This is a genomic window from Parasphingomonas halimpatiens (assembly GCF_036663795.1).
GTDB lineage: Bacteria > Pseudomonadota > Alphaproteobacteria > Sphingomonadales > Sphingomonadaceae > Sphingomonas.
The window spans coordinates 88946-112308 of the sequence record NZ_JAXOJP010000015.1; the positions used below are offsets into that span (position 1 = coordinate 88946).

General features: G+C 65.8%; 30 protein-coding genes and 1 pseudogene. 14 read left to right on the top strand and 17 right to left on the bottom strand.

Annotated features, from left to right (window positions below; genetic code table 11):
- Positions 1–18: 18 nt before the first annotated feature.
- Genes U1839_RS15750 through U1839_RS15760 form a run of 3 tightly spaced genes read left to right on the top strand, consistent with a single transcriptional unit; the run spans position 19 to position 2892 of the window.
- Entirely contained in the window at positions 19–1989 is a 1971-nt protein-coding gene (locus U1839_RS15750; protein WP_332804551.1) for a hypothetical protein, read from the top strand.
- Between the two features lie 49 nt (positions 1990–2038).
- Complete coding sequence (locus U1839_RS15755) at positions 2039–2578, top strand: J domain-containing protein (RefSeq protein WP_332804552.1); 540 nt, start codon at positions 2039–2041, stop codon at positions 2576–2578.
- A complete protein-coding gene (locus U1839_RS15760; protein WP_332804553.1) occupies positions 2575–2892 on the top strand; it encodes a hypothetical protein in 318 nt (105 codons plus the stop codon). The genes U1839_RS15755 and U1839_RS15760 overlap by 4 nt, the downstream gene beginning before the upstream one ends.
- On the opposite strand, the gene U1839_RS15765 is transcribed toward U1839_RS15760, so the two are convergent.
- The 10 genes from U1839_RS15765 to U1839_RS15810 form a co-directional block, all read right to left on the bottom strand.
- Positions 2876–3520, bottom strand: a complete 645-nt coding sequence (locus tag U1839_RS15765) for a GNAT family N-acetyltransferase (protein WP_332804554.1) — start codon at positions 3518–3520, stop codon at positions 2876–2878. The two genes, U1839_RS15760 and U1839_RS15765, sit on opposite strands and share 17 nt — an antisense overlap.
- Entirely contained in the window at positions 3510–3917 is a 408-nt protein-coding gene (locus U1839_RS15770; RefSeq protein ID WP_332804555.1) for a SufE family protein, read from the bottom strand. The genes U1839_RS15765 and U1839_RS15770 overlap by 11 nt, the downstream gene beginning before the upstream one ends.
- Positions 3918–3942: 25 nt before the next feature.
- Positions 3943–4185 carry a hypothetical protein gene (locus tag U1839_RS15775; protein WP_332804556.1) on the bottom strand — a complete coding sequence of 81 codons (243 nt, stop codon included), beginning with the start codon at positions 4183–4185 and terminating at the stop codon, positions 3943–3945.
- A gap of 17 nt (positions 4186–4202) precedes the next feature.
- On the bottom strand, positions 4203–4469 hold the full coding sequence (locus U1839_RS15780) for a hypothetical protein (RefSeq protein WP_332804557.1): 267 nt from the start codon (positions 4467–4469) through the stop codon (positions 4203–4205).
- A gap of 162 nt (positions 4470–4631) precedes the next feature.
- A complete protein-coding gene (locus U1839_RS15785) occupies positions 4632–4835 on the bottom strand; it encodes a hypothetical protein (RefSeq protein WP_443030627.1) in 204 nt (67 codons plus the stop codon).
- Between the two features lie 89 nt (positions 4836–4924).
- A complete protein-coding gene (locus U1839_RS15790) occupies positions 4925–5230 on the bottom strand; it encodes a hypothetical protein (protein ID WP_332804559.1) in 306 nt (101 codons plus the stop codon).
- Between the two features lie 28 nt (positions 5231–5258).
- Positions 5259–5636 (bottom strand): envelope stress response membrane protein PspC, encoded by a 378-nt coding sequence (gene pspC / locus U1839_RS15795; RefSeq protein WP_281126229.1) that lies wholly within the window; start codon positions 5634–5636, stop codon positions 5259–5261.
- A 1-nt stretch (position 5637) separates the two neighbouring features.
- Positions 5638–5904, bottom strand: coding sequence for an envelope stress response membrane protein PspB (gene pspB / locus U1839_RS15800; protein WP_332804560.1), 267 nt, complete (start codon positions 5902–5904; stop codon positions 5638–5640).
- A 4-nt stretch (positions 5905–5908) separates the two neighbouring features.
- Entirely contained in the window at positions 5909–6580 is a 672-nt protein-coding gene (pspA, locus tag U1839_RS15805) for a phage shock protein PspA (RefSeq protein WP_281126227.1), read from the bottom strand.
- Positions 6581–6667: 87 nt separating this feature from the next.
- A complete protein-coding gene (locus U1839_RS15810; protein WP_281126226.1) occupies positions 6668–6802 on the bottom strand; it encodes a hypothetical protein in 135 nt (44 codons plus the stop codon).
- A 176-nt stretch (positions 6803–6978) separates the two neighbouring features.
- Between U1839_RS15810 and pspF the strand changes: the two genes are divergently transcribed.
- Positions 6979–7998, top strand: a complete 1020-nt coding sequence (pspF, locus tag U1839_RS15815) for a phage shock protein operon transcriptional activator (protein WP_332804561.1) — start codon at positions 6979–6981, stop codon at positions 7996–7998.
- Between the two features lie 49 nt (positions 7999–8047).
- On the opposite strand, the gene U1839_RS15820 is transcribed toward pspF, so the two are convergent.
- Positions 8048–8605 (bottom strand): urate hydroxylase PuuD, encoded by a 558-nt coding sequence (locus tag U1839_RS15820; protein ID WP_332804562.1) that lies wholly within the window; start codon positions 8603–8605, stop codon positions 8048–8050.
- Positions 8606–8768: 163 nt separating this feature from the next.
- Between U1839_RS15820 and U1839_RS15825 the strand changes: the two genes are divergently transcribed.
- The gene (locus U1839_RS15825) at positions 8769–9401 is read left to right on the top strand and encodes a superoxide dismutase (RefSeq protein ID WP_332804563.1); all 633 of its coding nucleotides are present in this window, start codon (positions 8769–8771) and stop codon (positions 9399–9401) included.
- Between the two features lie 145 nt (positions 9402–9546).
- Here U1839_RS15825 and U1839_RS15830 read toward each other — a convergent pair whose 3' ends face one another.
- The 4 genes from U1839_RS15830 to U1839_RS15845 all read right to left on the bottom strand — a co-directional run bounded on the left by U1839_RS15830 (position 9547) and on the right by U1839_RS15845 (position 14038).
- Positions 9547–10170: a septation protein A gene (locus U1839_RS15830; RefSeq protein ID WP_332804564.1), complete on the bottom strand. Its 624-nt coding sequence runs from the start codon at positions 10168–10170 to the stop codon at positions 9547–9549.
- On the bottom strand, positions 10170–11093 hold the full coding sequence (gene ftsY / locus U1839_RS15835) for a signal recognition particle-docking protein FtsY (RefSeq protein ID WP_332804565.1): 924 nt from the start codon (positions 11091–11093) through the stop codon (positions 10170–10172). The genes U1839_RS15830 and ftsY overlap by 1 nt, the downstream gene beginning before the upstream one ends.
- Positions 11093–12322 carry a tRNA (N(6)-L-threonylcarbamoyladenosine(37)-C(2))-methylthiotransferase MtaB gene (mtaB, locus tag U1839_RS15840; protein WP_332804578.1) on the bottom strand — a complete coding sequence of 410 codons (1230 nt, stop codon included), beginning with the start codon at positions 12320–12322 and terminating at the stop codon, positions 11093–11095. Before mtaB ends, ftsY begins: the two co-directional genes overlap by 1 nt.
- Before the next feature lie 81 nt (positions 12323–12403).
- Positions 12404–14038 (bottom strand): putative bifunctional diguanylate cyclase/phosphodiesterase, encoded by a 1635-nt coding sequence (locus U1839_RS15845; RefSeq protein ID WP_332804566.1) that lies wholly within the window; start codon positions 14036–14038, stop codon positions 12404–12406.
- Positions 14039–14331: 293 nt separating this feature from the next.
- Between U1839_RS15845 and ffh the strand changes: the two genes are divergently transcribed.
- The 8 genes and pseudogenes from ffh to U1839_RS15885 all read left to right on the top strand — a co-directional run bounded on the left by ffh (position 14332) and on the right by U1839_RS15885 (position 20665).
- A complete protein-coding gene (gene ffh, locus U1839_RS15850) occupies positions 14332–15822 on the top strand; it encodes a signal recognition particle protein (protein WP_332804567.1) in 1491 nt (496 codons plus the stop codon).
- Between the two features lie 27 nt (positions 15823–15849).
- A pseudogene (gene rpsP, locus U1839_RS15855) lies at positions 15850–16344 on the top strand (30S ribosomal protein S16); the annotation flags it as partial.
- Positions 16345–16552: 208 nt separating this feature from the next.
- Positions 16553–17071, top strand: a complete 519-nt coding sequence (gene rimM / locus U1839_RS15860) for a ribosome maturation factor RimM (protein WP_332804568.1) — start codon at positions 16553–16555, stop codon at positions 17069–17071.
- A gap of 32 nt (positions 17072–17103) precedes the next feature.
- Positions 17104–17373, top strand: a complete 270-nt coding sequence (locus U1839_RS15865) for an AbrB/MazE/SpoVT family DNA-binding domain-containing protein (RefSeq protein ID WP_332804569.1) — start codon at positions 17104–17106, stop codon at positions 17371–17373.
- Positions 17370–17744 (top strand): type II toxin-antitoxin system VapC family toxin, encoded by a 375-nt coding sequence (locus U1839_RS15870; RefSeq protein WP_332804570.1) that lies wholly within the window; start codon positions 17370–17372, stop codon positions 17742–17744. The genes U1839_RS15865 and U1839_RS15870 overlap by 4 nt, the downstream gene beginning before the upstream one ends.
- Positions 17741–18478 (top strand): tRNA (guanosine(37)-N1)-methyltransferase TrmD, encoded by a 738-nt coding sequence (gene trmD, locus U1839_RS15875; RefSeq protein WP_332804571.1) that lies wholly within the window; start codon positions 17741–17743, stop codon positions 18476–18478. Before U1839_RS15870 ends, trmD begins: the two co-directional genes overlap by 4 nt.
- The gene (gene rplS / locus U1839_RS15880) at positions 18475–18867 is read left to right on the top strand and encodes a 50S ribosomal protein L19 (RefSeq protein ID WP_281126213.1); all 393 of its coding nucleotides are present in this window, start codon (positions 18475–18477) and stop codon (positions 18865–18867) included. Before trmD ends, rplS begins: the two co-directional genes overlap by 4 nt.
- A 253-nt stretch (positions 18868–19120) precedes the next feature.
- On the top strand, positions 19121–20665 hold the full coding sequence (locus U1839_RS15885; RefSeq protein ID WP_332804572.1) for an SEL1-like repeat protein: 1545 nt from the start codon (positions 19121–19123) through the stop codon (positions 20663–20665).
- A 48-nt stretch (positions 20666–20713) separates the two neighbouring features.
- Here the strand turns inward: U1839_RS15885 and U1839_RS15890 are convergent, their stop codons facing one another.
- Both U1839_RS15890 and U1839_RS15895 read right to left on the bottom strand, forming a co-directional pair.
- Entirely contained in the window at positions 20714–21358 is a 645-nt protein-coding gene (locus tag U1839_RS15890; protein WP_443030626.1) for a peptidylprolyl isomerase, read from the bottom strand.
- 87 nt (positions 21359–21445) lie between these two features.
- Positions 21446–22417, bottom strand: a complete 972-nt coding sequence (locus tag U1839_RS15895; RefSeq protein ID WP_332804573.1) for a polysaccharide deacetylase family protein — start codon at positions 22415–22417, stop codon at positions 21446–21448.
- 94 nt (positions 22418–22511) lie between these two features.
- Here U1839_RS15895 and U1839_RS15900 point away from each other — a divergent pair, with 94 nt between their 5' ends.
- Positions 22512–22772, top strand: a complete 261-nt coding sequence (locus U1839_RS15900; protein ID WP_332804574.1) for a hypothetical protein — start codon at positions 22512–22514, stop codon at positions 22770–22772.
- Positions 22773–23363 lie beyond the last annotated feature (591 nt).

Genomic DNA, 23363 nt, shown 5'->3' on the forward strand with positions numbered 1-23363 from the left:
ATGATTTAGGGGCGGGCAATGGAACGGTTTGGACGATGCGTCGCCGGGGTGGCGCTGGTGCTGGCGGCACCGGTCACGGCGCAGACCCGACCCGCGACTACGTTGCAGCAGGATTTCGACGCGGCGACCAAGCTCGACAGCGATGGCGACCATGCCGGTGCGCTCGCGGCGTGGCTCGCGTTCGAAAAGCGGCCCGGTGTGTCGCGACGCACTCTCGCGCTGGTGCGGTTGCGCAAGAGCCGCACGCTGTTCCATCTCGGGCGGCCCGAGGAGGCGGCGGCCGAAGCACGTGCCGGGTTGGCCGCGCTGCCGACCGGCGACAACAGCCTCGATGAGGATCGTTATTGGTCATGGTTCACGATCGGGCAGATCGCCGAGTCGCAGCTCGATTATGCCACCGCCGTCGATGCCTATCGCAAGGCGGTCTCGCTCACGACCGCGCCCAGCGCGACGCTGGCGGCGCTGCGGGGTGCGGTGACGACCGGCACGTTCGTCGATAGCGATGCGGCGGTAGCGGACATGACGCGTGCCGAGGCCGTGATCTCGGCCGGCGCGTTCGACGCCAAGAGCATTGCGATCGTCCGGTCGGCGGAAAGCCGACTGATGCTCAACCGCGGCGACTATAAGGCGGCACGGGTCAAGGCGGGCGAAGCGGTGAAATTGCTCGGCGGTTTGACCGCGAAGACCGATCTCTACGATGTCGCGGCGCGCTCTGACTATTCGATCGCCGCCTTGCTGCTCGGCAATGCCGATGCGGCGCGTGAATATATGGCGATGACGGGTGCCGGGCGGTTGCCGAAGGGCGAATTCGACCCCGGTGTACAGATGCTGCCGCCGCCTTGTGGCGGCGATGCGGGCTTGAAGCCTGACGATGCCGCCGTCGTGCAATTCTCGATTCGCGACGACGGTGCCGTCATCGACGTTGCACCGATCTATGCGGCAGGCGGCGGCGCGGCGGCGCTGGAATTCGCCCGCGCCGTACGCGACTGGTCCTGGACACCGGAACAGACCAAGGGCCTGCCGTCCTTCTTTCGCTATCGTGTGCGGGTGGAGATGCGTTGTTCGACGGCGTTCGTTGCGCCTTCGGTCGCGACGCATGTCGCGGGTCGTCTTGCCGCCTGGCTGGCCGACCGCAACGCCGAGGAAGTCATGGACGTGAGCGGATCTGACGCTGCCATCCTGCCCAAGCTGCGCGTCCGGCTCGCCGCCGTCGAGAGCGGCAAGGGCGCCAACACCCTGGCGCCGGTACCCCTGTTATATGCCATCGCGACCAATCGGGTCGTGCCGAACGAGGAGGCTGTGGCAGCGGCACGGCGTGGTCTCGCATTGCTCGACGGCGCCGACGCGCCGCCGCTCGCGCGGCTTGCCTTTGCCCGGCTGTTATGGGGTGAGGAATATGATTCGCGCTCGGGTTGGCATGGCTATGTCGATCAGGCGAATCGCGCCCTTGGCGACGCTCGCTTCAACGCCAGCCCCGAGGCGCGGGCCGCGATCCGCCTCGCGATCGCCAGCGCGGTCGGGCGACATGATCGGGCCGCGGCGCGTGGCGCGCTCGAGGCGGTGGCCAGCGATTCCGCGCTGGAGCAGACGTCGCCGTTACGGGCAGCGGCGCTGATGCGGCTTGCCTCGCTCGAAGTTCGGACGGGTGATGTTGCCGCCGCGCGGGCGACGTTCGACAAATCCGGTCTGGACGCCAAACAATGCGCGCTGATCGATTCGCCGCCGCACCTGCTGCACGCCGGTGGTGGCGACAGTTTCCCGATGGAAGCAATGCGCTGGGGGTTCGAAGGTTGGACCCAGGTTCAGTTCGATATCGCAGCGGATGGCAAAGTACTCGCACCCCGGGCAGTAATTGCCTATCCGCCCTTCGTCTTCACCAAGGCGGGAACCGGGGTGATCGGCGGGGCGCGTTTCGAATCGACCTACCGCCCGAATGGTGCGTTGGCCTGTGGGGGCAGTACCAATCGCGTTCGCTTTCTCCTGCCCTAAATGCCATCGCGCGCTTGCTTCGCGCGGCATGGTCTCTATCTCGGGCGCGATGACGCGTTCGACCCGATCCGCAGACTGGGGCTTTCCCCGCTGGCGTGGCTATGGCAGCGCGCGCGAGGCGGTGCAGGTGCGCATGTGCGATCGCCATGGCTGCGACCAGCCCGGCAATTGCCCGGCACCCAAATCCCCCAACAGCCCCGAGCGATGGTATTTCTGCCAGGAACATGCCGGCGAATATAATCGCGGCTGGAATTATTTCGAAGGCCTGACCGCCGAGGAAGCCGCCGAACGCGAGGCGAACGAAACGCGTGCCGCGAACGGCTTTGCCGAAGCGAAGCATTATAGCTGGGGCGGCCCGGGCGACGGCACGCGGTCGCGCGACGAGATGCGCGCGCTGGAAATGCTCGAACTCGACAGCGATGCCGATTTCGACGCGGTGCGCGTGGCGTGGCGTCGGCTCGCCAAGGAGCATCATCCCGATTTGCGGCCCGGTGATGCCGAGGCTGCGAAGCGGTTCCAGGCGATCCAGGCGGCCTATGACGTGCTCAGGACCGCCGAAGAAGCACGGAGCTGGAAACCGGGCGCGTGACCCCGACCGTCAGGGCAGGGTGGGAGCGCTCCATCCTGGTGTGCGGCAAATGTTCCAAACGACTTGGTGGCGGCTTTGGTGAGAAGCGGCGGACAGCGCTCGCCAAGGCACTGCGCACGTTTCTCGGCGTGAAGCGGAATCGCAAGGCGACGATCGGCATCGTCGAGACACGTTGCCTCGGCGTGTGTCCGCGCGGCGCCGTGACGGTAATCGACGGTGCGTCGCCGCGCGCATGGATCCTGGTCCGCGAAGGGACTGCCATGGCCGAGGTAGCAGACGCGCTCGGGCTGGACGCTGTCAAACCGGCGGAATGAACGCGGTCGTGTAGGGAACATGCACGGTCCAACCGAGCGTCTCATAGAGAGCACGACCCTCGGGCGGCGCGACCAGCACCCAGCGCGATACGCCCGCGCGGTTCGCAATGCCGCCAAGCGCCATCATCAACCCGCGTCCGAGGCCGCGCCGCTGATGGGCGTCCTGCACCCGGATACGATCATAGATCGCGACGTCGCCAACGAGACCGACCCGGCCTGTGGCGGCAAGCTCGCCCGCCGCCGAGAGGATCGTTGCGACCGTGACGTGATCAACAACGCTTTCGAGGACAATCCGATAGGCGGGCGCATGATCGAAAGGCACCGTATCGACGGGCGCGGAGGTCATCATATAGCCTGGCGGCCCGATCGCCCAAGCCGCGCCGAGCAACGGTCGCACCTTGTCGTCCGAGCTGGCGACCTTGATGAATTCGAAAGGTTGGTCGATTGCCTTGGCGCGCACCGCGACCGCGTCGCCGGCATGCGGATAAACGAAGCGGCGACGTTGATCGGGCAGGCCCACCTCGATGCGCCACCCACCGGGTATCGCGACCGGCGGCGCAACCTCCCGGGTCAACGCCCAGCCTTGCGCCCAGATCGCGACCAGCGCGGGATCGGCTTCAGTCGGCATAGCGTGCGGCGGTCTCCCGGATCAGCGCGATCATGTTGGGAATGCCCTGCGTACGGTTCGAGCTGAGCTGCTTCTTGAGATCGAACGGCGCCAGCGCCGCGTCGATGTCGCTGGCCAGGATCGCGACCGGCGTCTTGTCCTGCACCGTCAGCAGCACCAGCGCGATAATACCCTTGGTGATCGCGGCGTTGGAATCGGCGAGGAAATGGAAGGTGCCGTCATCCCGGGTAGTCGGATAGACCCAAACCGATGCGGAGCAGCCCCTGACCATCGTCGCATCGGTTTTGAGCGCTTCCGGCATCGGTTCGAGGTCGCGGCCCAGTTCGATCAGTAGCCGGTAACGGTCGTCCGGATCGAGAAAGCCATATTCTTCTTGCAGGTCGGTAAGGCTGGTCATCGCCAGCCCGCTAGCCGGGTGGGCCCTACAGGTCCACCCCGGCGGCGATGGCTTCGAGCTTGCGGATACGCTCCTTGAGGTCGGCGATCTCGATCCGCGCGCTGGCATTGGGGAGCGACGGGCCGCTGTGCATCTCGCCGGCGACGTGCAGTTCCTGTTCCTTGAGCGAGAGCCAGCCGCGCCATCCGGTCAGGCCGGCAAACACCAGCATCCCCAGGCCGGCGAGCCCTGCGCTCGCCATCGTCATGTAGAAGGTCGGGTCGGTCATGATCCCAGTCCTTTCGTTCAGCTACGGTCGCGCAGCTTCTCGATCTCGCGATCGAGCTGTGCGCTGCTCGTGTTGTTGTCGGTGGCGAGCCGTTCGAGAACGGCGAGCCGTTCCTTGAGGCTCTTGAGTTCGTCACGCAGCCTTTCATTCTCGGCGGCGCCGGCGTCGTCGGCGAAGCGGACATCGTTGCCGCGCCAGTCCTTGCCGACACCGTAGCGGGCGCGCAGCACGCCGCCGATGGTGACGATGACTACGATGGCAACGACCATTTCGAACGGGTTCATCTGAACTTCTCCGTAAGCGATGGGGGAGGGGTTATTCGGCCGGGTGCTGTGCCATCCGCTCGAGGCGGCGGCGCGGGCGGTCGACGCGTTCGGTAAGATAGGTGCCGACGGCGGCGATCACGGCCAGCACGACGAAGATCACGATCATTTCAAACAAGTCCTTCAGTTGAGCTGCAGCGGTTCGTCGCGCAGCGTTTCGATTTCGGTTGCGAGGTCGATGCCTCGGTCGGTGACGATGCGCTCCAGCACCCGCATCCGCTGTTCAAGACGTTCGGTATGGGCGGCATATTGCGCCGCCTTTTCTGCCGCCTGGGCATTGAGCGCACTGGCCATCTTCTCTTTGTGCTTGAGCACGGTCTTGAGCATTGCATAGCCGACGCCGAAGATGACGGGGATGCCGACCACGACGAGGGAAACCATGAAGATGGCGAAGCCGTTGGGCTGTTCCATGATGATCAATCCCTGGTCCGGAGGGCTTCGATTTCGCGCGAGGTGCGCTCGGCCGGGTCGGTAGCGATGCGTTCGAGCACCGCGATCCGCTCCTCGAGCCGCGAGACCTGGCCCGTCAGGCGATCATTCTCGCTCTTGAGCAATTCGGTCTGGCGGTTGACGGTCAGGTCGCCGTCGCGCGTCACCAGCATCCGCCCCTTGCGATCGCTCAGCGGATAGCCGTGCTTGGCGCGGACCCAGGTGGTGAAGGCCCAGCTCGCCGGGCCGATGGTGATCGCCGCGACCGGGATCAGAATTCCGAGGTTCGACATTGCTTTCTTCCCTGTTGCAGTCGGCGTCTCAGCGCAGGCTGTCGATTTCGTCGGCGAGGCGGCTGTTGCGGCTGGTGTACATCATCTCGATGTCGGCCAGCCGGCGGTCGATGTCGCGGAAGGCCGAGCGGACTTCGGCGGTCGAGCGGCGGGTGTTGGTGCGCACGCCCTGCCAGAATTTGGCATCATCGGCGTCTTCGTACAGGCCGGCGGGCTGGTTGTTGGCAACCCAGCCGGTGATGAAATAAGCGAGCAATACCCATCCGCTGGTGGCGAAGGTTAGCAACACGGTGCCGACCCGGACCCAGGTGACGTCGACGCCGGTGTAATCGGCGATCCCCGCGCAAACGCCCATCAGCTTGGCGTTCTTCTTGTCGAGGTAGAATTTGGTGCGGCTGGCGGACATTTCAGTTCCTCCGGATGAGGTCGTTGTTGTTGGGTTCGGCGAGCGGAAGGCTGGTGCGCCAGTCGGGGTTGTCGGCGGCGATGATCCGTTCGACGGTTCCCAGGCGATCCTCCAGGCGACGGGCGAGAGAGTAGAGCTCGTCGAGCAGTTTCTCGTCCTCGTTGGTGATCTTCGGCGCCTGCTTCCACTTGGTGACGTAGTGCAGGATGATCCATGGCAGCCCGATAAACAGGATGGCACAGACCAGGACGGGGAGCATGTCGCCCATCGCGTCAGGCCTTGGTGCTGCCGACGCGCGCCTTCAGCGCGGCCAGCTCGGCGTCGATCTTCTCGCTCGAGCGCAGCTCGGCAATTTCCTCTTCGAGGCTCTTGGTCGGCTGACCCAGGCCCAGCGCATCGGCGCGGCCCTCGGCGAGATCGACACGGCGCTCCATGATCTCGAAGCGGCTGAAGGCATCGGCGATCTTCGGGCCGGCATACATCTCGCGCAGCTTGACGCGGTTATGCGCGCTTTCGAGCCGGGTGACGATCGAGTTCTGGCGGGTACGTGCCTCGCGCAGCTTGTTCTGCAGCTTGGCGATGTCCTCCTCGGCGCCCTTCAGCGCATCGTCGAGCACGGTGATCTCGGACGAGAGCTGCTCGGCCATGTCGACCGCCTTCTGGCGCTCGACCAGCGCGGCCTTGGCGAGGTCCTCGCGGCCCTTGGACAGCGCCAGTTCGGCCTTCTCGGTCCAGCTCTCCTGGAGCGCGCCGAGCTTGGCGATGTGGCGGCGCATTTCCTTCTGGTCCGCGATCGTGCGGGCGGCGGACGCGCGCACCTCGACCAATGTCTCCTCCATCTCGAGGATGATCATGCGGATCATCTTGGCGGGGTCTTCTGCCTTGTCGAGCAGGTCGGTGAAGTTGGCGGCGATGATGTCGCGGGTTCGGGAAAAGATGCCCATGGTGATACTCCTGAAGGATACGGCGAAGTTGGGAAGAGAAGAGGGGTGCCGGGGCGGGCAAGGGTATTCCCGCCCCGGCGGTAGGCCTCACGCAACCTGCGTGAGGGGGGCCTGGATAGCCGGAGCGATCGGCCCGACCGCCACCACGACGAGCGCGGCGCTGATCGCCATCGCGGCAGCGGCGGCGAAGGTCCGGGCGAAGAGGTTGGTGGTCGAGGTCATTGTTAGGCTCCGTCAGTGCTGGTTGTGTGTCGCGCCATGTCGGCGTTGTTCGGTACTCAGCACGGACCGTGCCAAATGCAGCAAATGGCGGATTTCTGGGGTTTTCTTCGATAAGGTAGGTCCGGGGCGCAACTTTTTCGTTGCCAAGGCTTGGTAATTTACGCCAATCGTTGGGAATGCAGCGCGCTTCCCAGGTCATCGGCGAGTCAGGTCCGTTTCTCGACGCGCTCGAGCGTGCCAGCCGCGCGGCCGCGCTCGACCGCCCGGTGCTGGTGATCGGCGAGCGCGGAACCGGCAAGGAACTCGTTGCCGAGCGGCTTCATCGCCTGTCGCCGCGCTGGGACCAGCCGCTGGTGATCATGAATTGCGCCGCTCTGCCCGAGACGCTGATCGAGGCAGAACTGTTCGGCCACGAAGCCGGTGCCTTCACCGGCGCGACTAAGGCACGTACCGGGCGGTTCGAGGAAGCGCATGGCGGCACCTTGTTCCTCGACGAACTCGGGACGCTTTCGATGGCCGCGCAGGACCGTTTGCTGCGCGCGGTCGAATATGGCGAGATCACCCGCATCGGTTCGTCGCGCCCGCTGCGCGTTGATGTGCGCATCGTGGCTGCGACCAACGAGCATTTGCCCGACAAGGTTGCGCGTCACCAGTTCCGCGCCGACTTGCTCGACCGGCTCAGTTTCGAGGTGGTCACGCTGCCACCGCTGCGCGCGCGCCCTGGCGACGTGATGGTGCTGGCCGATCATTTCGGGCGGCGCATGGCGGCAGAGATGGGCCGCGATGATTGGGAAGGGTTCAGCCGCGCGGCGGCCGAGGCGCTGGTGGCCTATGACTGGCCCGGCAATGTCCGCGAACTGCGTAACGTCGTCGAGCGCGCCGTCTATCGCTGGGAACAATCGGGGCCGATCGATGCGATCGAATTCGACCCGTTTCAGTCGCCGCATCGGCCGGCGAGCGCGACCGCACCGGCCGCCTTGCCCGCCGCCCCGGTTGATCGCGAGGAGGCGGTTGAGCGCGCAGAGCCCGAAGGACCGAGCGATTTCAAGACCGCGATCGCGCGGTTCGAATGTGATCTGTTGCAAAAGGCCCTGGCCGATGCGCGCTTCAACCAGCGCGCCGCGGCCAAGGCCCTGGGGCTCAGTTACGACCAGTTCCGCCACGCATTGCGCAAGCATGATCTGATGCCGGGCTGATCCCGCCTTGCAATGTTGTTCCTCCCCGACGCGGGGAGGAACAAAAGCGTCAACGCATGCTCACCATGCACAGCAACATCGGCAGCGACAGCAAGGTGTTGACCCGCGAGAAGATCATCGCGGTCTTGGCTGACTTCGCCTTGGTGTCGGCATCGGCCTCGACGATCCCGAGTGCCTTCTTCTGGTTTGGCCAGATCACGAACCAGACGTTGAACGCCATGACGAGCGCGAGATACATGCCGACGCCGATCAGCCGCGCGCTGGGCTGCAGGGTCATCGCCTCATGCAGCTCGCCGTACATATAGGCCAGTACCAGGCCGCTCAGCACGGTGAACAAGGCGCCCCAACGGAAATAGAACAATGCCTTGGGCGCGATATATTTGGTCACGCCTGGCTTCAGCTCGGCGGGCACCGACGGCATGGTCGGGATCTGCACGAAGTTGAAATAATAAAGCAGGCCGATCCACAGGATGCCGAAGAACACGTGCACCCACTGCGCCGCCGACAGCGCGACGTCGCGCTCGAAATAGGGTGCGAACATCAGCCCCACCGCGAGCAGGAAACCTACCCCGAGCACCGCGTTCAGATTGCCGAAAAACTTGTCCATCACTCTTGCTCCCCTGCGACCCCCACGGTCCCGTTGGGCGCTGCATAATCCGGCGCAAATCGTTTGTCACACGAAACGACCTGATGCGGTGAAGCGTTGCAAGACGGGTGAACCGATCGGCCGTTCGCACGTTGTTGTGCCGACCCTCAAAAGGAGACCCGTGATGGCGTTCGAACTGCCTCCCTTGCCCTATTCCTATGACGCACTTGAGCCGACCATCAACGAGGAGACGATGAAGCTCCACCATGACAAGCACCACAAGGCCTATACCGACAAGCTCAACGAAGGCGTCGACAAGGATCCCGCGCTCGCCGGCAAGACCATCGAGGAGATCTTCGCGATGATCTCCTCGCAGCCGCCGCTGGTACGCAACAATGGCGGCGGTTTCTGGAACCACGCCTTTTTCTGGAAGCTGATGACCCCGGGCGGTGGCGCGCCATCGGGTGCGCTGGCCGAAGCGATCGAGGCGTTCGGCGGCCTCGACAAGCTCAAGGAAGAGTTCAACACCAAGGGCGCAGGCCAGTTCGGCTCTGGCTGGGCCTGGGTCATCGCCGACAGCGACGGCAAGCTGAAGGTAGTCAGCACCCCCAACCAGGACAATCCGTTGATGGATGATGCCAAGGACAAGGGCGCGCCGATCCTCGCCAACGACGTGTGGGAGCACGCTTATTACCTGACCTATCGCAACGACCGCGCCGCCTATCTCAAGGCATGGTGGGACGTGGTGAACTGGGAAGAAGCGGGCCGCCTGTACGATGCGGCGCTGGCGGAGCAACGCGAGAACGTCGACGCCTAACCTCATTCCTCCCCATCGCAGATGGGGCGGAGGACCAGCGAAGCTGGTGGAGGGGAAAGGCCACGAGCGCTACACCCGTGGCATCCCCCTCCACCGCGCAAGCGCGGTCCCCCTCCCCATGCAAGCATGGGGAGGAAAGAAAGTGTCAACCCTCGGGTGGGACCTCTAAGGGTGCTTCGACGCTGAGACCGTGCTTCATCAGCATCGGGATATTGGCCAGTGCAAACAGCACCGTCAGCGGGATCGCCCCGAACACCTTGAAATTGACCCATACATTGTCGCTGAAATGGCGCCAGACCACTTCGTTGAGCACCGCCATGCCGATGAAGAACAGTGCCCAGTTGATCGTCAACTGGCGCCAGCCCTTGTCCGACAGGCCCGGATAACTCGCTTCGAGCAATTGCCGCAGCAGCGGCCGACCCGTCACCAACCCGAAGATCAGCGTCAGCGCGAAGATCGCATAGACGAAGGTCGGCTTCATCTTGATGAAGCGCAGATCGTGGAAATAGAGCGTCAGGCCGCCGAACACGAGCACCAGCACACCGCTGATCCACAGCATCGGCGAGATGTGCCCGGTCTTCCAGCGCGATACGATCATCGCGATGGCGCTCGCGACCATGAATGCCGCCGTTGCCGCGAGCAGTCGTTCGAGCTGTGCGCCGGGCGCGAAGAAATTTACCGCGAAGAAGGTCAGCAGCGGCGCGTAATCGATCGCCATGCGCAAGCCGGGGCTGCCCTTGGTGCGGCTGGGGTTGGGATTGCTGGCCATCAGCGCGGCCTTTCCACACCGGCGATGATCCGCGCAACCTCGTTCGCATCGAACGGCCGCAAATCGCCCATGCCTTCGCCGATGCCGATGGCGTGGATCGGTAAACCGAATTTCTCCGCCGCCGCGACGAGCACGCCGCCGCGCGCGGTGCCGTCGAGCTTCGTCATCACCAGCCCGGTCACCCCGGCAAGGTCGCGGAATACCTCGATCTGGCTCAGCGCATTCTGTCCCGTCGTCGCGTCGAGCACCAGCACCACGTCGTGTGGCGACTCCGGATTGATGCGCCCCAGCACGCGCCGGATCTTGGCCAGCTCGTCCATCAGCTCGCGCTTGTTCTGCAGCCGGCCCGCCGTGTCGACGATCAGCACGTCGATGCCCTGTGCCGTGGCCTGCTTCACCGCCTCATAGACGATCCCGGCCGCGTCGCCGCCTTCCTTGCCGCTGACCAGCGGTACCCCGGCGCGTTCGGCCCATGTGGCGAGTTGCCCGATCGCGGCGGCGCGGAAGGTGTCGCCGGCGGCAAGCATCACGCCGTAATCCTGCTCCTTCAGCCAGTGCGCCAGCTTGGCGATCGTCGTCGTCTTGCCCGAGCCGTTGACGCCGATCACCAGGATCACATGGGGCCGCGGAAAGGCCGAGATTTCGAGCGGCCGCGCGACCTTTGCCAGCACCTTCTCGATTTCCTCGGCGACGATCAGGCGGATGCCGAGCTCCTCCATGTCGCGCTCGAACGTGCCCTCGGCGAGCCGCGTGCGGATCCGTGCCGCGGTTTCCGGTCCCAGGTCCGACGCGATCAGCGCCTCTTCGATATCGTCGAGCGTCGCCTCGTCGAGCCGCGCGGTGCCGAGCCCGGCGAGATTCCCCACCAGCCGGTCGGAGGTGCGCTTGAAGCCACCGAGAAGTTTTTCGTGCCAGGATGCCATCAGAGTGCTTTGCCGATCAGCTGGTCGTCATTGAAGGCGGTAATCGCGATATGTGCGATCGTGCCGACGGGTGTTTCGGGGAAAAGAACGGTCGCAAAATTACCAGCATGGCCCTGCGTGCCCGGTCGCTCGACCAGTACTGCCTGCGTGCTGCCGATCAAGCCGCGCAACCAGCGGCGCTTCCGCTCCTGCGCGGCATCGCGCAGTGCCGCCGCGCGCGCCTTGCGCAGTTCGGGCTCGATTTGCGGCATGCGCGCGGCGGGCGTGCCCGCGCGTGGCGAATAAGGGAAGATATGCGCGTGGACGATGTCGCAATCGTCGATCAGCGCAAGGCTGTTGCCGAACATCGCCGCGGTTTCGGTCGGGAAGCCGGCGATCAAATCGGCGCCGACGGCGATGTCGGGCCGCGCCGCCTTGAGCCGCGCGACGAGCGCGACGCTCTCCGCGCGCGAGTGGCGGCGCTTCATCCGTTTGAGGATCATGTCGTCGCCGGCCTGCAGCGAAAGATGGACGTGCGGCATGACGCGCGCCTCGCCGGTGATGAGGTCGAACAGCCGGTCGTCGATCTCGATCGAATCGAGCGACGACAGCCGCAGCCGTTCCAGCGCCGGGACATGGATGAGGATCCGTTCGACCAGCGACGCCAGGCTCGGTGCGCCCGGCAGGTCGGGACCATAGCTCGTCAGGTCGACCCCGGTCAGCACGATCTCGCGATGGCCCGCCGCGACCAGCGATGCGATCCGCGCGATCACCGCGCCGGCGGGCACCGAGCGACTGTTGCCGCGCCCGAATGGGATCGTGCAGAAGGTGCAGCGATGGTCGCAGCCATTCTGCACTTCGACAAAGGCGCGCGCATGCGCCGCAAAGGCATGGGCGAGATGCGGCGCTGTCTGTCGCACCGCCATGATGTCGCCGACCATGACCGCTTCGGGTGACAACCACGCGGCCGGGTCCAGCTTTTCGGCATTGCCGATCACCCGGTCGACCTCGGGCATCGCCGCGAAGCTCGTCGGATCGATTTGCGCGGCGCATCCCGTCACGACGATTTCCGCTTCGGGCCGGGCGCGTCGCGCGCGGCGGATCGCGCGGCGCGTCTCGCCCACCGCGGCGTTGGTCACCGCGCAACTGTTGATCACCACCGTGTCGCGACCGGCGACGAGCGTGCGGATCGTCTCGCTTTCGGCGATGTTTAGGCGGCAGCCCAGGCTGATGATGTCGGGGTCAGCCATGTCGCCGACCGGAAAGAGCATGCATGCGCGCGATCTAGGGTCGGGAGGCAGCGAAGTCCACGCCTCGCACGGCGCGGCGGCTCAGCCCGCCTGGCGCTGATCCGTGCCGAAATCGGTCGGCGCCGTCGGCCGGGTGGCAGGCTGGCGCAGCAAACGCCGTTCCGCCAACAGCCGCCGGGTCGCGGTGATGCTGGTCGGCCGGCCATAAAGATAGCCCTGGCCCTGTGCGCAGCCGAGCGCACGCAGCCGCTCCTCGATGGCCTGGTCTTCGATTCCCTCGGCGGTGATCGGCAGGTTGAGGCTCTCGCCGAGCCGCGCGATCGCGGTGACGATCGCGGCGCTCTCGCTATTCTCGTTGATCGACATGACGAAGCTCTTGTCGATCTTGATCCGGTCGAAGGGCAGCGCGCGCAGGTGCGCGAGGCTCGAATAGCCGGTACCGAAATCGTCGAGCGCGAGGCGAATGCCCTGGTTCTTGAGGCTGCCGACGATCGATTGTACCAGGCTGAGATTGTCGAGCAGCGCCACCTCGGTGACCTCGATTTCCAGTCGCGTCGCGGCAAAGCCGGTTTCGGTCAGCACCTTGATGATCTTCTGCGCCAGCCACACATCCTTGAGCTGCCACGGCGAGATATTGACCGAGATCGACAGCGCCGGGTCCCAGTCCTTGGCGGCGAGGAACGCCTGGCGCATGATCGACAGCGACAGGTCGGAAATGATGCCGGTTTCCTCGGCGATCGGGATGAACTGTGCCGGCTCGATCAGTCCGCGCTGCGGATGTTCCCACCGCGCGAGCATCTCGAAGCCGCCGAGCCGCCCGGTCGTCAGGTCGATCTGCTGCTCGAAATAGGGCACGATCTCGGTCCGCGGGATCGCGCCGCGCAAGCCAAGTTCGAGTTCGTTGCGTGCCTGGAGTTCGCGCTCCATCGAGCGATCGAACCAGGCGAGGCGATTGCGGCCGGCATTCTTGGCCGCATACATTGCGATATCGGCGGCGCGCATCAGCGCGTCGATGCTGCCGCAGTCGAAATCCGAGCGCGCGATGCCGATCGATGCGCTGATGTGCAGTTGCAGCCCGTCGCAGGCGAGCGGCTGCGCCATCCGACTGATCAGCTTCTCCGCGATGCGCTCGACCGTGTCGGGATGCTCGGCATCGAACAGGAAGGCGCAGGCGAATTCGTCACCCCCGAAGCGCGCGGTCAGCGCGACCGACGGCATCGCCTCGGCGATCTTGAGCGCCACCTCGCGCAGCAGTGCGTCGCCGGTGGCATGGCCGTGCATGTCGTTGATCGTCTTGAAATGATCGAGGTCGAGCATCAGCAGCGCCATGGCCTTGCCGCGGCTTTGCGCGCGCACGAACATCGCCGCGCCTTCTTCGGCGAGGCTGCGACGGTTGAGGAAGCCGGTCAGCGGGTCCTTCGAGGCAAGCTGCTGGGCGCGCTCTTCGGCCGCGGTGCGCACCGTGACCTCGTGCGCGAGCTCGCGGTGGCGGCGCCAGCCGAACAGGATCAGCGCGACATTGAGCAGCAGGGCGATAACCAGCGACTGGTCCGGACCCTGGCCACCCGCGAAATAGTGCTGGATCGACGTCGACAGCACCGAGCTGCCGGTACCGACGAACAACAGGATCGCCGACACGTTGATCGCCCCGCTGACCAGGTCGCGGTGAGCGGGCGAGCTCGTGCTGATCGTGTCGTCGCTACTGTCTTTCGCCATCACGGCTTTGCCCCATCGCCTTGTCCCGAAGCGACGTCTTTGCCACGAGCGCGGTATAGAAGGGGTTAAGCGCCTGCGAAACGATCGCCCGCAGCGCGAACAATGGCGGTTAACGGCGGTTGCGCTCGCCCGCGGGTTGCCATTTCCGCGGTGCTCGACTAAGGACCGGTGCGATCGTTTCCGTCAGGACACGTGAAACTGCCGCCCAAGGGCGACGCCGGCCGACGAGGTTTCGTCCGCCGGCGTGTTTTGCGTTTGCGTCTGGCGGCAGCGGTCGGGAACGGAGTGATGTGATGTTCGACAGTCTGAGCGACCGGCTTGGCGGCGTCTTCGATCGCCTGCGCGGTCGTGGTGCGCTTACCGAAGCCGATGTCCGCGCAGCGATGCGCGAAGTGCGCGTCGCGCTGCTCGAGGCCGATGTCGCCTTGCCGGTCGCGCGTGAGTTCGTCGACAAGGCGACCGAGCTTGCTGTCGGCCAGAATGTGCTGCGCTCGATCACGCCGGGTCAGCAGGTCGTCAAGATCGTCAACGACGCGCTGGTCGAGATGCTCGGCGCCGATGCGTCGGAGCTCGATCTGGGCGTCACCCCGCCGGCCGTGATCATGATGGTCGGCCTGCAGGGCTCGGGCAAGACCACCACCACCGCCAAGATCGCCAAGCGCCTCGCCGGGCGCGAACGCAAGAAGGTGCTGATGGCGTCGCTCGACGTCAATCGCCCCAACGCGCAGGAGCAGCTCGCCACGCTCGGCACGCAGATCGACGTCGCGACGCTGCCGATCGTACCGGGCCAGCAGCCGGTCGACATTGCCCGCCGCGCGCTCAATGCCGCGAAGCTGCAGGGCTATGACGTCCTGATGCTCGACACCGCCGGTCGCCTCCATGTCGACCAGGCGCTGATGGACGAGATGCGCGCTGTCGCCGACATCGCCACCCCGGCCGAAATCCTGCTCGTCGTCGATTCGCTCACCGGCCAGGACGCCGTCAATGTCGCGCAGAGTTTCTCCGAGCAGGTGCCGCTGACCGGCGTCGTGCTCACCCGCATGGACGGCGATGCACGCGGCGGTGCCGCGCTGTCGATGCGCGCCGTCACCGGCAAGCCAATCAAGTTCGCCGGCACCGGCGAGAAGATGGACGCGCTCGAGGCGTTCCACCCGAGCCGTGTCGCCGGCCGCATCCTCGGCATGGGCGACGTCGTCAGCCTGGTCGAGCGCGCCGCGGAGTCGATCCAGCAGGAAGACGCCGAGAAGATGGCGGCGCGCCTCGCCAAGGGGCAGTTCGACATGAACGACCTGCGCGGCCAGCTGCAGCAGATGCGCAACATGGGCGGGCTCGGCGCGCTGGCCGGGATGATCCCCGGCATGAAGAAGGCACAGGCGGCGATGGCCTCGGGTGCGGTCGACGAGAAGATCCTGCTGCGCATGGACGCGATGATCGGCTCGATGACCCCGAAGGAGCGCGCCAAGCCCGAAATCCTCAGCGCCAAGCGCAAGATCCGCATCGCCAAGGGCTCCGGCACCACCGTGCAGGACGTCAACAAGCTGATGAAGATGCACCTTGAAATGTCGAGCGCGATGAAGCGCATCAAGAAGATGGGCGGCATCAAGGGCATGATGGCGATGCTCGGCAAGGGCGGTGGCGGCATGGGCGGCCTCGGCAATGCGATCGGCGGTCCCGATCTCGGCGAGGCAATGGGCAAGATGACCGGCAATCTGCCCGGCATGACCGGCCCCGGCATGCCCAATCTGCCGCCAGGATTTCAGAATTTCATCAACAAGAAAAAATAACCGGTTTAGAAAGAAGGAAGAAGTTAAATGGCAATTTCCATTCGCCTGTCGCGCGGCGGCTCCAAGAAGCGGCCTTATTACCGCATCGTCGTCGCCGATGCGCGGTCCCCGCGTGACGGCCGCTTCATCGAGAAGCTCGGCACCTACAATCCGCTGCTCGCCAAGGACGACGCCAAGCGCATCGTGCTCGACGGCGAGCGCGCCAAGCATTGGCTGAGCGTCGGCGCGCAGCCGACCGACCGCGTCGCGCGCTTCCTCGATGTGCTCGGGGTGCGTGAGCGCGCCGCGCGCAGCAACCCGAACAAGGGCAAGCCCGGCGAGAAGGCAACCGAGCGCGCCGAAGAGCGGGCCGAGAAGCTGAAGGCCGCCGAGGAAGCCGCCGCCGAGGCCGCTGCCGCACCGGCACCCGAGCCCGTCGTCGAGGAAGCCCCGGTCGTCGAGGAAGCCCCGGTCGTCGAGGAAGCCCCGGTCGCCGATGAAGCTCCCGTCGCCGAGGAAGCCGCGCCGGCCGCCGAAGAAGCCCCCGCTGCCGAAGCGCCTGCCGCTGACTCGAACGAGGAAGCCGTAGCCGTGGTCGCTGCCGAGATCGAAGCCGCGACCGAAGCGCCGACCCCGGAAGCCGAAGCCGTTGCCGAGGCCGTTTCGGAAGAGACACCGCCGGCCGCTGCCTGAACGAAAAGTCCCCCTCCCGCTTGCGGGAGGGGCCAGGGGAGGGCGCTGCCCGAACGATATGGTTGGAACGAGCCCTCCCCCGAACTCTCCTGATACCGTGAGCGGGACTGAAAAACCGATCGTCGTCGCCGCCATCATCGGCGCGCACGGCGTGGCCGGCGAGGTGCGCCTCAAGGTCTTCGCCGACGACCTCAAGGCCTATAAGCGTTTCAACGATGGCAAGCTGACGCTCAAGTCGCTGCGCCACGGCTCGAACGGCGAGATCGCACGCTTCGCCGAGATCGGCGACCGCAACACCGCCGAGGCCATGCGCGGCACCCAGATTACCGTCCCCCGTGCCGACCTCCCGCCGCTCGCGGAAGGCGAATATTACCACGCTGACCTGCTCGATCTCCCCGCCGTCTCGACAGACGGGGCGCCGCTCGGCCGTGTCGTCGCGATCGACAATTATGGTGCCGGCGACGTGATCGAGATCGAGCGTCCCGACGGCAAACGCTTCATGATCCCGATGAACCCCGACGCGGTACCGGAATGGAATGCCGAGCGCCTGCTCGTTGACCCGGCGTTTGTCATTTAGTATATACGTTGCGTATATACGGAGTATGGTAGATGGACAAGCCCGTCACGACGAAAGTCTTTAAATCGGGGAACTCAAAGGCGGTTCGGCTGCCCAGCAGCTTCGCCATCGAAGCTGGCGCTGAAGTAACCCTGCGCGAGGAACGCGGCAGATATATTATTGAACCTGTCGAACGTGCGAAGCGCAAATTCGCGATCGACAAGGTTTGGGGCTCTGCTGAAGGTCTCGCATTGATCGCTCCCGAAGACCGGCTATTCAAACCGCGCTACCTGATCGCCGTCCCGGAGGTGGGTGAAGAGTGAAATATCTCTTCGATAGCAATATGATCATTCGTGCGGTGATGGGAATCGGAGATCCCTTGCGCAGGCGCCTCGCAGCCTGTGAGGAGGGCGATATCGTGACGTCATCGATCGCCTATGCCGAAGTCGCTTATGGCTCGGTTCGGGGTAGAGCGCCTTCTTTCGAGAAGCTACAGGCATTCGTCGAAGAGGCACTGGTGCTTCCGTTCGATCACAAAGCGGCGCGTGCTTATGCGACGTTGCCATTTCGGCGCGCCAGCTACGACAGGCTCATCGCTGCCCATGCGCTGTCGGAAGGCCTGACAGTCGTTACAGACAATCTCGCCGATTTTGCCGACATTCCTGGCCTCAAGGTCGAGAACTGGACGGTATGACCTTCGCCGCCACCATCCTCACCCTCTATCCGGACATGTTCCCCGGCCCGCTCGGCACGTCGCTGGCGGGCCGGGCGCTGGCCGAGGGCAAATGGTCGCTTGGCGCGGTCAACATCCGTGACTTCGCGGCGGACAAGCACCGCACCGTCGACGACACGCCGGCCGGCGGCGGGGCGGGGATGGTGCTGCGTGTCGACGTGCTCGCCGCCGCGATCGACAGCGTATTCGATGGTCGCCCGATCCTCGCCATGACGCCGCGCGGCGCGCCGCTCACCCAGGCCCGCGTGCGCACGCTCGCCGCAGGCCCCGGCGCGATCGTGCTGTGCGGCCGCTTCGAGGGATTCGACGAACGCATCTTCGCCGCGCGCGACGTCGAGGAAGTGTCGATCGGCGACTATGTCCTGTCCGGCGGCGAGATGGGGGCGCTCGTCCTGCTCGACGCTTGCATTCGGCTGCTGCCCGGCGTAATGGGCGCCCCTTCCAGCGGAGACGAGGAAAGCTTCGAAAGCGGCCTCCTCGAATATCCGCACTACACCCGACCACCTGCGTGGGAAGGGCGCACGATCCCCGAAGTGCTGCGATCGGGGGATCATGCGCGGATCGCGGCCTGGCGAAAGTCGATGGCCGAGACCGATACACGGTTAAGGCGGCCGGACCTTTGGGAGCGTCATGAGGGCGCTCGGGTCGGGTCGCCCTCTGGCGCGCGGCGAACAACGTCAGAGGACGACATATGAACCTGCTTCAGACGCTCGAAGCCGAGCAGATCGCCAAGTTCCACGAGACCAAGAAGATTCCGGAATTCCGCCCCGGCGACACGCTGAAGGTCGGCGTCAAGGTCGTCGAAGGCGAGCGCACCCGCGTGCAGAATTACGAGGGCGTGTGCATCGCGCGCTCGAACAAGGGCATGGGCTCCAACTTCACCGTCCGCAAGATGAGCTTCGGTGAGGGCGTCGAGCGCGTCTTCCCGCTCTACTCGCCCAACGTCGAGTCGATCGAAGTCGTCCGCAAGGGCGCCGTGCGGCGTGCCAAGCTCTATTATCTGCGAGGCCGTACCGGCAAGTCGGCCCGTATCGCCGAGCGCCGCGACACGCGTCCGGCCAAGGGCACCGTCGCCGCCGAATAAGCGCGCGGGTTTCGGCCAACAGCTTTGCGGGGCGTGGCAGCGAAAGCTGCCGCGCCCTGTTTGCGTTAGGGCGTACCGGGCCATGGCTCGAAAATAGCTGGAATTCGGTCTGTTATGTCCAAGGCCGGTGGTTTGCGCCGGCCTACGCCGCCGGGACGGCCGGAGACGTGATGATGTACGCGCGGGACCTTTCGGCGCTTTTCGCCATCGCATTTCTGATCATTGGCCACACATTGCGTCGAGGGACAGGATCATGAACTTGCGGACATTGCGCCGGACGATGGCGTTCGCCGCGCTTCTGGGTATTGCCGTCTCGGCGCACGCCGACTGGAATCAGGCGAATGACGAGGCCAACCGCCAACGCATGATGGCGGACATGCGCGCTTCCGCCGCGGCGAGCGATCGCGCCAATCAGGCATCGCAACAACGCTTCAACGACAACGCTGCGCGCTCGCTCGGTGAGCGCAGTGCCGGTTCGAGCTCCGGTGGGTCGGCGACCCCGTCGCGCGCGGGCGCCGGCTTCGCTGGCAGCGGGTCGTCCGCATCATCGGGTCCGCAAAGCGTCGTGCGGAGCTACACCTTCACCATTCATCGCCAGGAGACGCCCGCCGCATTGGCAGCCCGGCTTGAGCGCGACGCCGCGGCAGGCGACTCCGTCTCGGCGTTCAACCTCGGTCGCGTCTATTATACGGGCTTCAATGACGTGCCGCGCGACGACGGCGCGGCCCGTCGCTGGTTCGGCAAGGCGGCGGAAATGGGCCATGCCGGTGCGCAGTCGCAATTCGCCTATATGCTTCATGACGGCGTTGGCGGTCCGGTGGATGTCGCGACCGGCGTCGCCTGGGCCAGGAAGGCGGCCGAACAGGGCGATCCCTATGGAAAGGCGCTCTACGGCTATTACCGCATCGCCGGCATCCCGGACGGCGCCACGGTCGATCTCGCGCCGGAGGTCGCGCTCCTCATCGACGCCGCAGATCACGGTCAGCTGCTCGCGCAGGCGACACTGGGTACGGTCGTCTATGCGCTCGGCCATGGCGCGACGGTCGATCGCGACAAGGCCGCGCATTACACCCGCATGGCCGCCGAGCAGGGCTTTCCGCTCGCCCAGGCGCTGCTCGGCCGCATGTATATTTTCGGCAACGGCGTGCCGCGCGACGACGCGCTCGCGGTATCGTGGCTGCGCAAGGCCATGGCGCAACGCGACGTCAGCGCGATCGGCATGCTCGGCCGGATGATGCTCGAGGGTCGCGGCGTGCCGCGCGATACCGAAGGTGGCGGCGCACTGATCAAACAGGCAGCCGATGCCGGCGACATGGCCGCGCTAGGCATCTATGGCGTCATGCTGCAACAGGGCATCGGCGTGCCGCAGGATGCCAATGCCGGTGCAATCGCGCTGCGCCGTGCCGCTGAATCGCATGACGGCGATGCCGAGCAGAACTACGCGATCGCCCTGTTCGCTGGCCAGGGCATGGCGAAGGACGAGGCAGCCGGGGTCTCCTGGCAAAAGCGTGCGGCGGACGACGGCAATGTCGATGCGCTGGGCACCTATGCGGTGCGGTTGATGACCGGGCAGGGTGTGGCGAAGAATTCCGCCGAAGGTGTTCGCTACGCGCGCCTTGCCATGGCGGCGGGCAGTGCGCGCGGCACTGCGTGTCTCGCCTGGGCCTATCATGATGGCGACGGCGTTCCCAAGGATCTGCCGCGCTCGCTTGCGCTGTTCCGCCAAGCCGCCGCCCAGGGCGATTCGGGTGCGGCAGAGGCGCTCAAGATGCCGGAGCTGGTTGCGATCGCCGGCTAGGGGTCGCGGCGAAGGCCGTCGCATCGCGCGACGGCAGGCTGGTGAGATTCAAACCCCCTTGAGCAGCTTCCACACCTTGACCTGCCCGGTCGGCCGCGCCGTCCCGTCGAGCCGCACCGCGCGGACGATCGTCACCGGGCGCAGCAGCAATTCGCCCTTGAACGCGCCCTCGCCGCCGGGGCTGGTCGGCAGCGCCAGGATGCGCTTCACCACGTCCATCCCGCCGACCACGCGCCCGAACACGGCATAGCCCGGACGCCCCGGCCGCGCGTCCATGTCGGGGCGTGGGTCAGTCAGCAGCGAGAAATTGCACGTCCCCGAATTCTCGCTGGCATAACGCGCCATCGAGATCGCGCCGACGACATGGCGCAGCCCCGTCCGGCTGGTCGGCTCTAGTTCGACCGGGTCGAGCCGGCGCCGCGCGTCGGTGTCGATCCCGCCCTGGATAAAGCCCTTGCCCGGCTGCCCGTCGCGCCGTGCCGCGCGGTAGAAGCGCGTCCCGTCGAGCCGCTCGTCATCCACATAGGCAAGGAAATTCGCCGCCGTCTTCGGCGCATGCCGCGTATCGATGGCCAGAACGATCGCCCCGGCCGAGGTTTCCAGCCGGACCCGTACGACGGCGGGCTCGCGCGGCGGGGCAGGGGCGGCGGCGGCGAGCAACAGCGCGACCAGGGTAAGCAGCAACAAGCGCACGATATATCCTCAATCAGCAACGCGCGCCTCTCTATGCCGCACGACCCGGTTTGGCGACGGGCAAGGCGGGATATCCGGGCGATTTCCTCACGGCCGGTCGTTGTCGACCCGGTCATAGGCTGCCTTGATGTCGGCCGGCGGGTCCTCGTCACCGCTGTCGGGCAGGTCGCGATGCCGCGTGATCGCCCAGCGTTCGAGCCAGTCGATCCCGTCCTTGCCGGCATAATCGTCGGCTTCGCGATAAACCGGGTCGCGAAGCGCCGTCGCCAGGCTGACCGGGCGCAGCCCCGCGCGCCGCAGCAACAGCGCGATGTCGTCAAGCGTATCGGCATTGAGCCGCGTGGCGTGCAACAGCATGACATGCGCGATGTCGCGCCCGAACAGCAGCCGCGCGCTGCGCTGTGCCCAGGCGATCCGCGTCGCGCTATAGGCGAGATAGGATGCCTTGATATGCCGCTGCGCCGCCACGTCGCGCCGCGCGATCGCGTCGTCATAGGGTTCGGCGAACTCCCAGTCCTCGGCGTCGATCGTCACCGGTGCGACACGATAGCCCTGCGCCGCCAGCCAGTCGTCGATCTCGCGCTTCACCGGCGTGGGAGATCCGGTTTCGAGATAGGGGTGGCGGAACCAGACGATCCGCCGCTTGTGGCGTGCCAGCAGCGCGCGCAGGACCGGCTCGCCGCGCACGATGTCGGCGATATAAGCCGCCGCCCCCACCGCATTGGGGGATTCGTGCGAATATGTGTGGTTGCCCAATTCCATGCCCGCATCGCGCCACGCCGCCAGGTTGGCGATCTGTCGCGCGCGCACCAGCTCGTCGATCTTGCCCCCGTTCACGAATCCCGTCGCGTGCCAATGGTGTCGTCGCAGTTTGCGCAGGATCGTCGCATTGAGATAATCGACATAGGGCTGGTCGTGCAGGATCGTCAGCGCTGGCAGGTCGTCGAAGGTGAGGGCGACCTGGCCCTGCTTTGCCGGCGCGGCGGCGGGGAGCAGGAGCAGCAGCGCGCCGAGCCAGCGGACCAGGCGACGAAAGGGCAGGGCGGTTACGAGAGCCATACTGCTCCCTTTCGGGCCATCGACGCGCCGGATCAAGGCGCGTTGGCCGGGATGCGGGGGCGCACATCGCACGAAGGCCAAGACTGGCTGGCAATTGCTGCACCACGCCACCCTGATCGTCTCCCTGCGCACGCAAAGCGGCCGCACCGCAGAACTCGGCCAGGTCGGCGTCTTCCCCGAACAGGCGTTCGCCGCCGGCCTCGCCGACGCCAAACGCTTCGGCTTCGCGCTGCCAAAGGGCGCGGCGGCGGGCAAGCCGCGCGTGACGGTCGAGCTCAGGACCAGTGGTGGGACGGGCGCCCGCGCGACCATCGCCGAGGCACGGATCGGCCCGGCACCGCAGGAGCGGTGTTAAGAGGTGGCTGAGAGCTCCGCGCGGAAAGGCCGTGTGGTGCCGGCGTGCCCCGACCTATTCCTCAGCGGTGGGATCGGGTGCCGTTGCGCTGTCTGATCCGACCGCAGCCCGCAGCAGACCACCGGCGACGACGCCGATCTTCGAATGGCTCCCCTTGACAGGAACTGCCGTTTGCACGTCACGAAGCAGACCATCAGCATCGCGCGCCTCGGTCGTTCAGGGCGCTCGCCTCGCATTCAAAAGCTGCCGTTCAGACCCGGCGAAAATGCCGGCCGCAGGTGTCACTGCTCGAACTCGATCAACCTACCGAACCGAAATGCCATATTCAGTGCTCGATGGCATCGTTTGACATCCGTCATGACCAGACGCGCAATACACGAGCGCACGCTCGTCGTCGTATTCGGCGCGGCTGTGCGCTCCGACGGCAGTGCCAGTCAGACGTTAGCGCGCCGGGCTGGCTATGCCGCGGCGGTTTGAACCGCGCCGGGTCTGCCGGAGGCGTTGGGTTGTGAGTCACGCTGCCATATCGATGTTGTCCGCGGCAGCATAATATTGATCTTCGGCTTCGGCAGGTGGGATGTTGCCGATGGG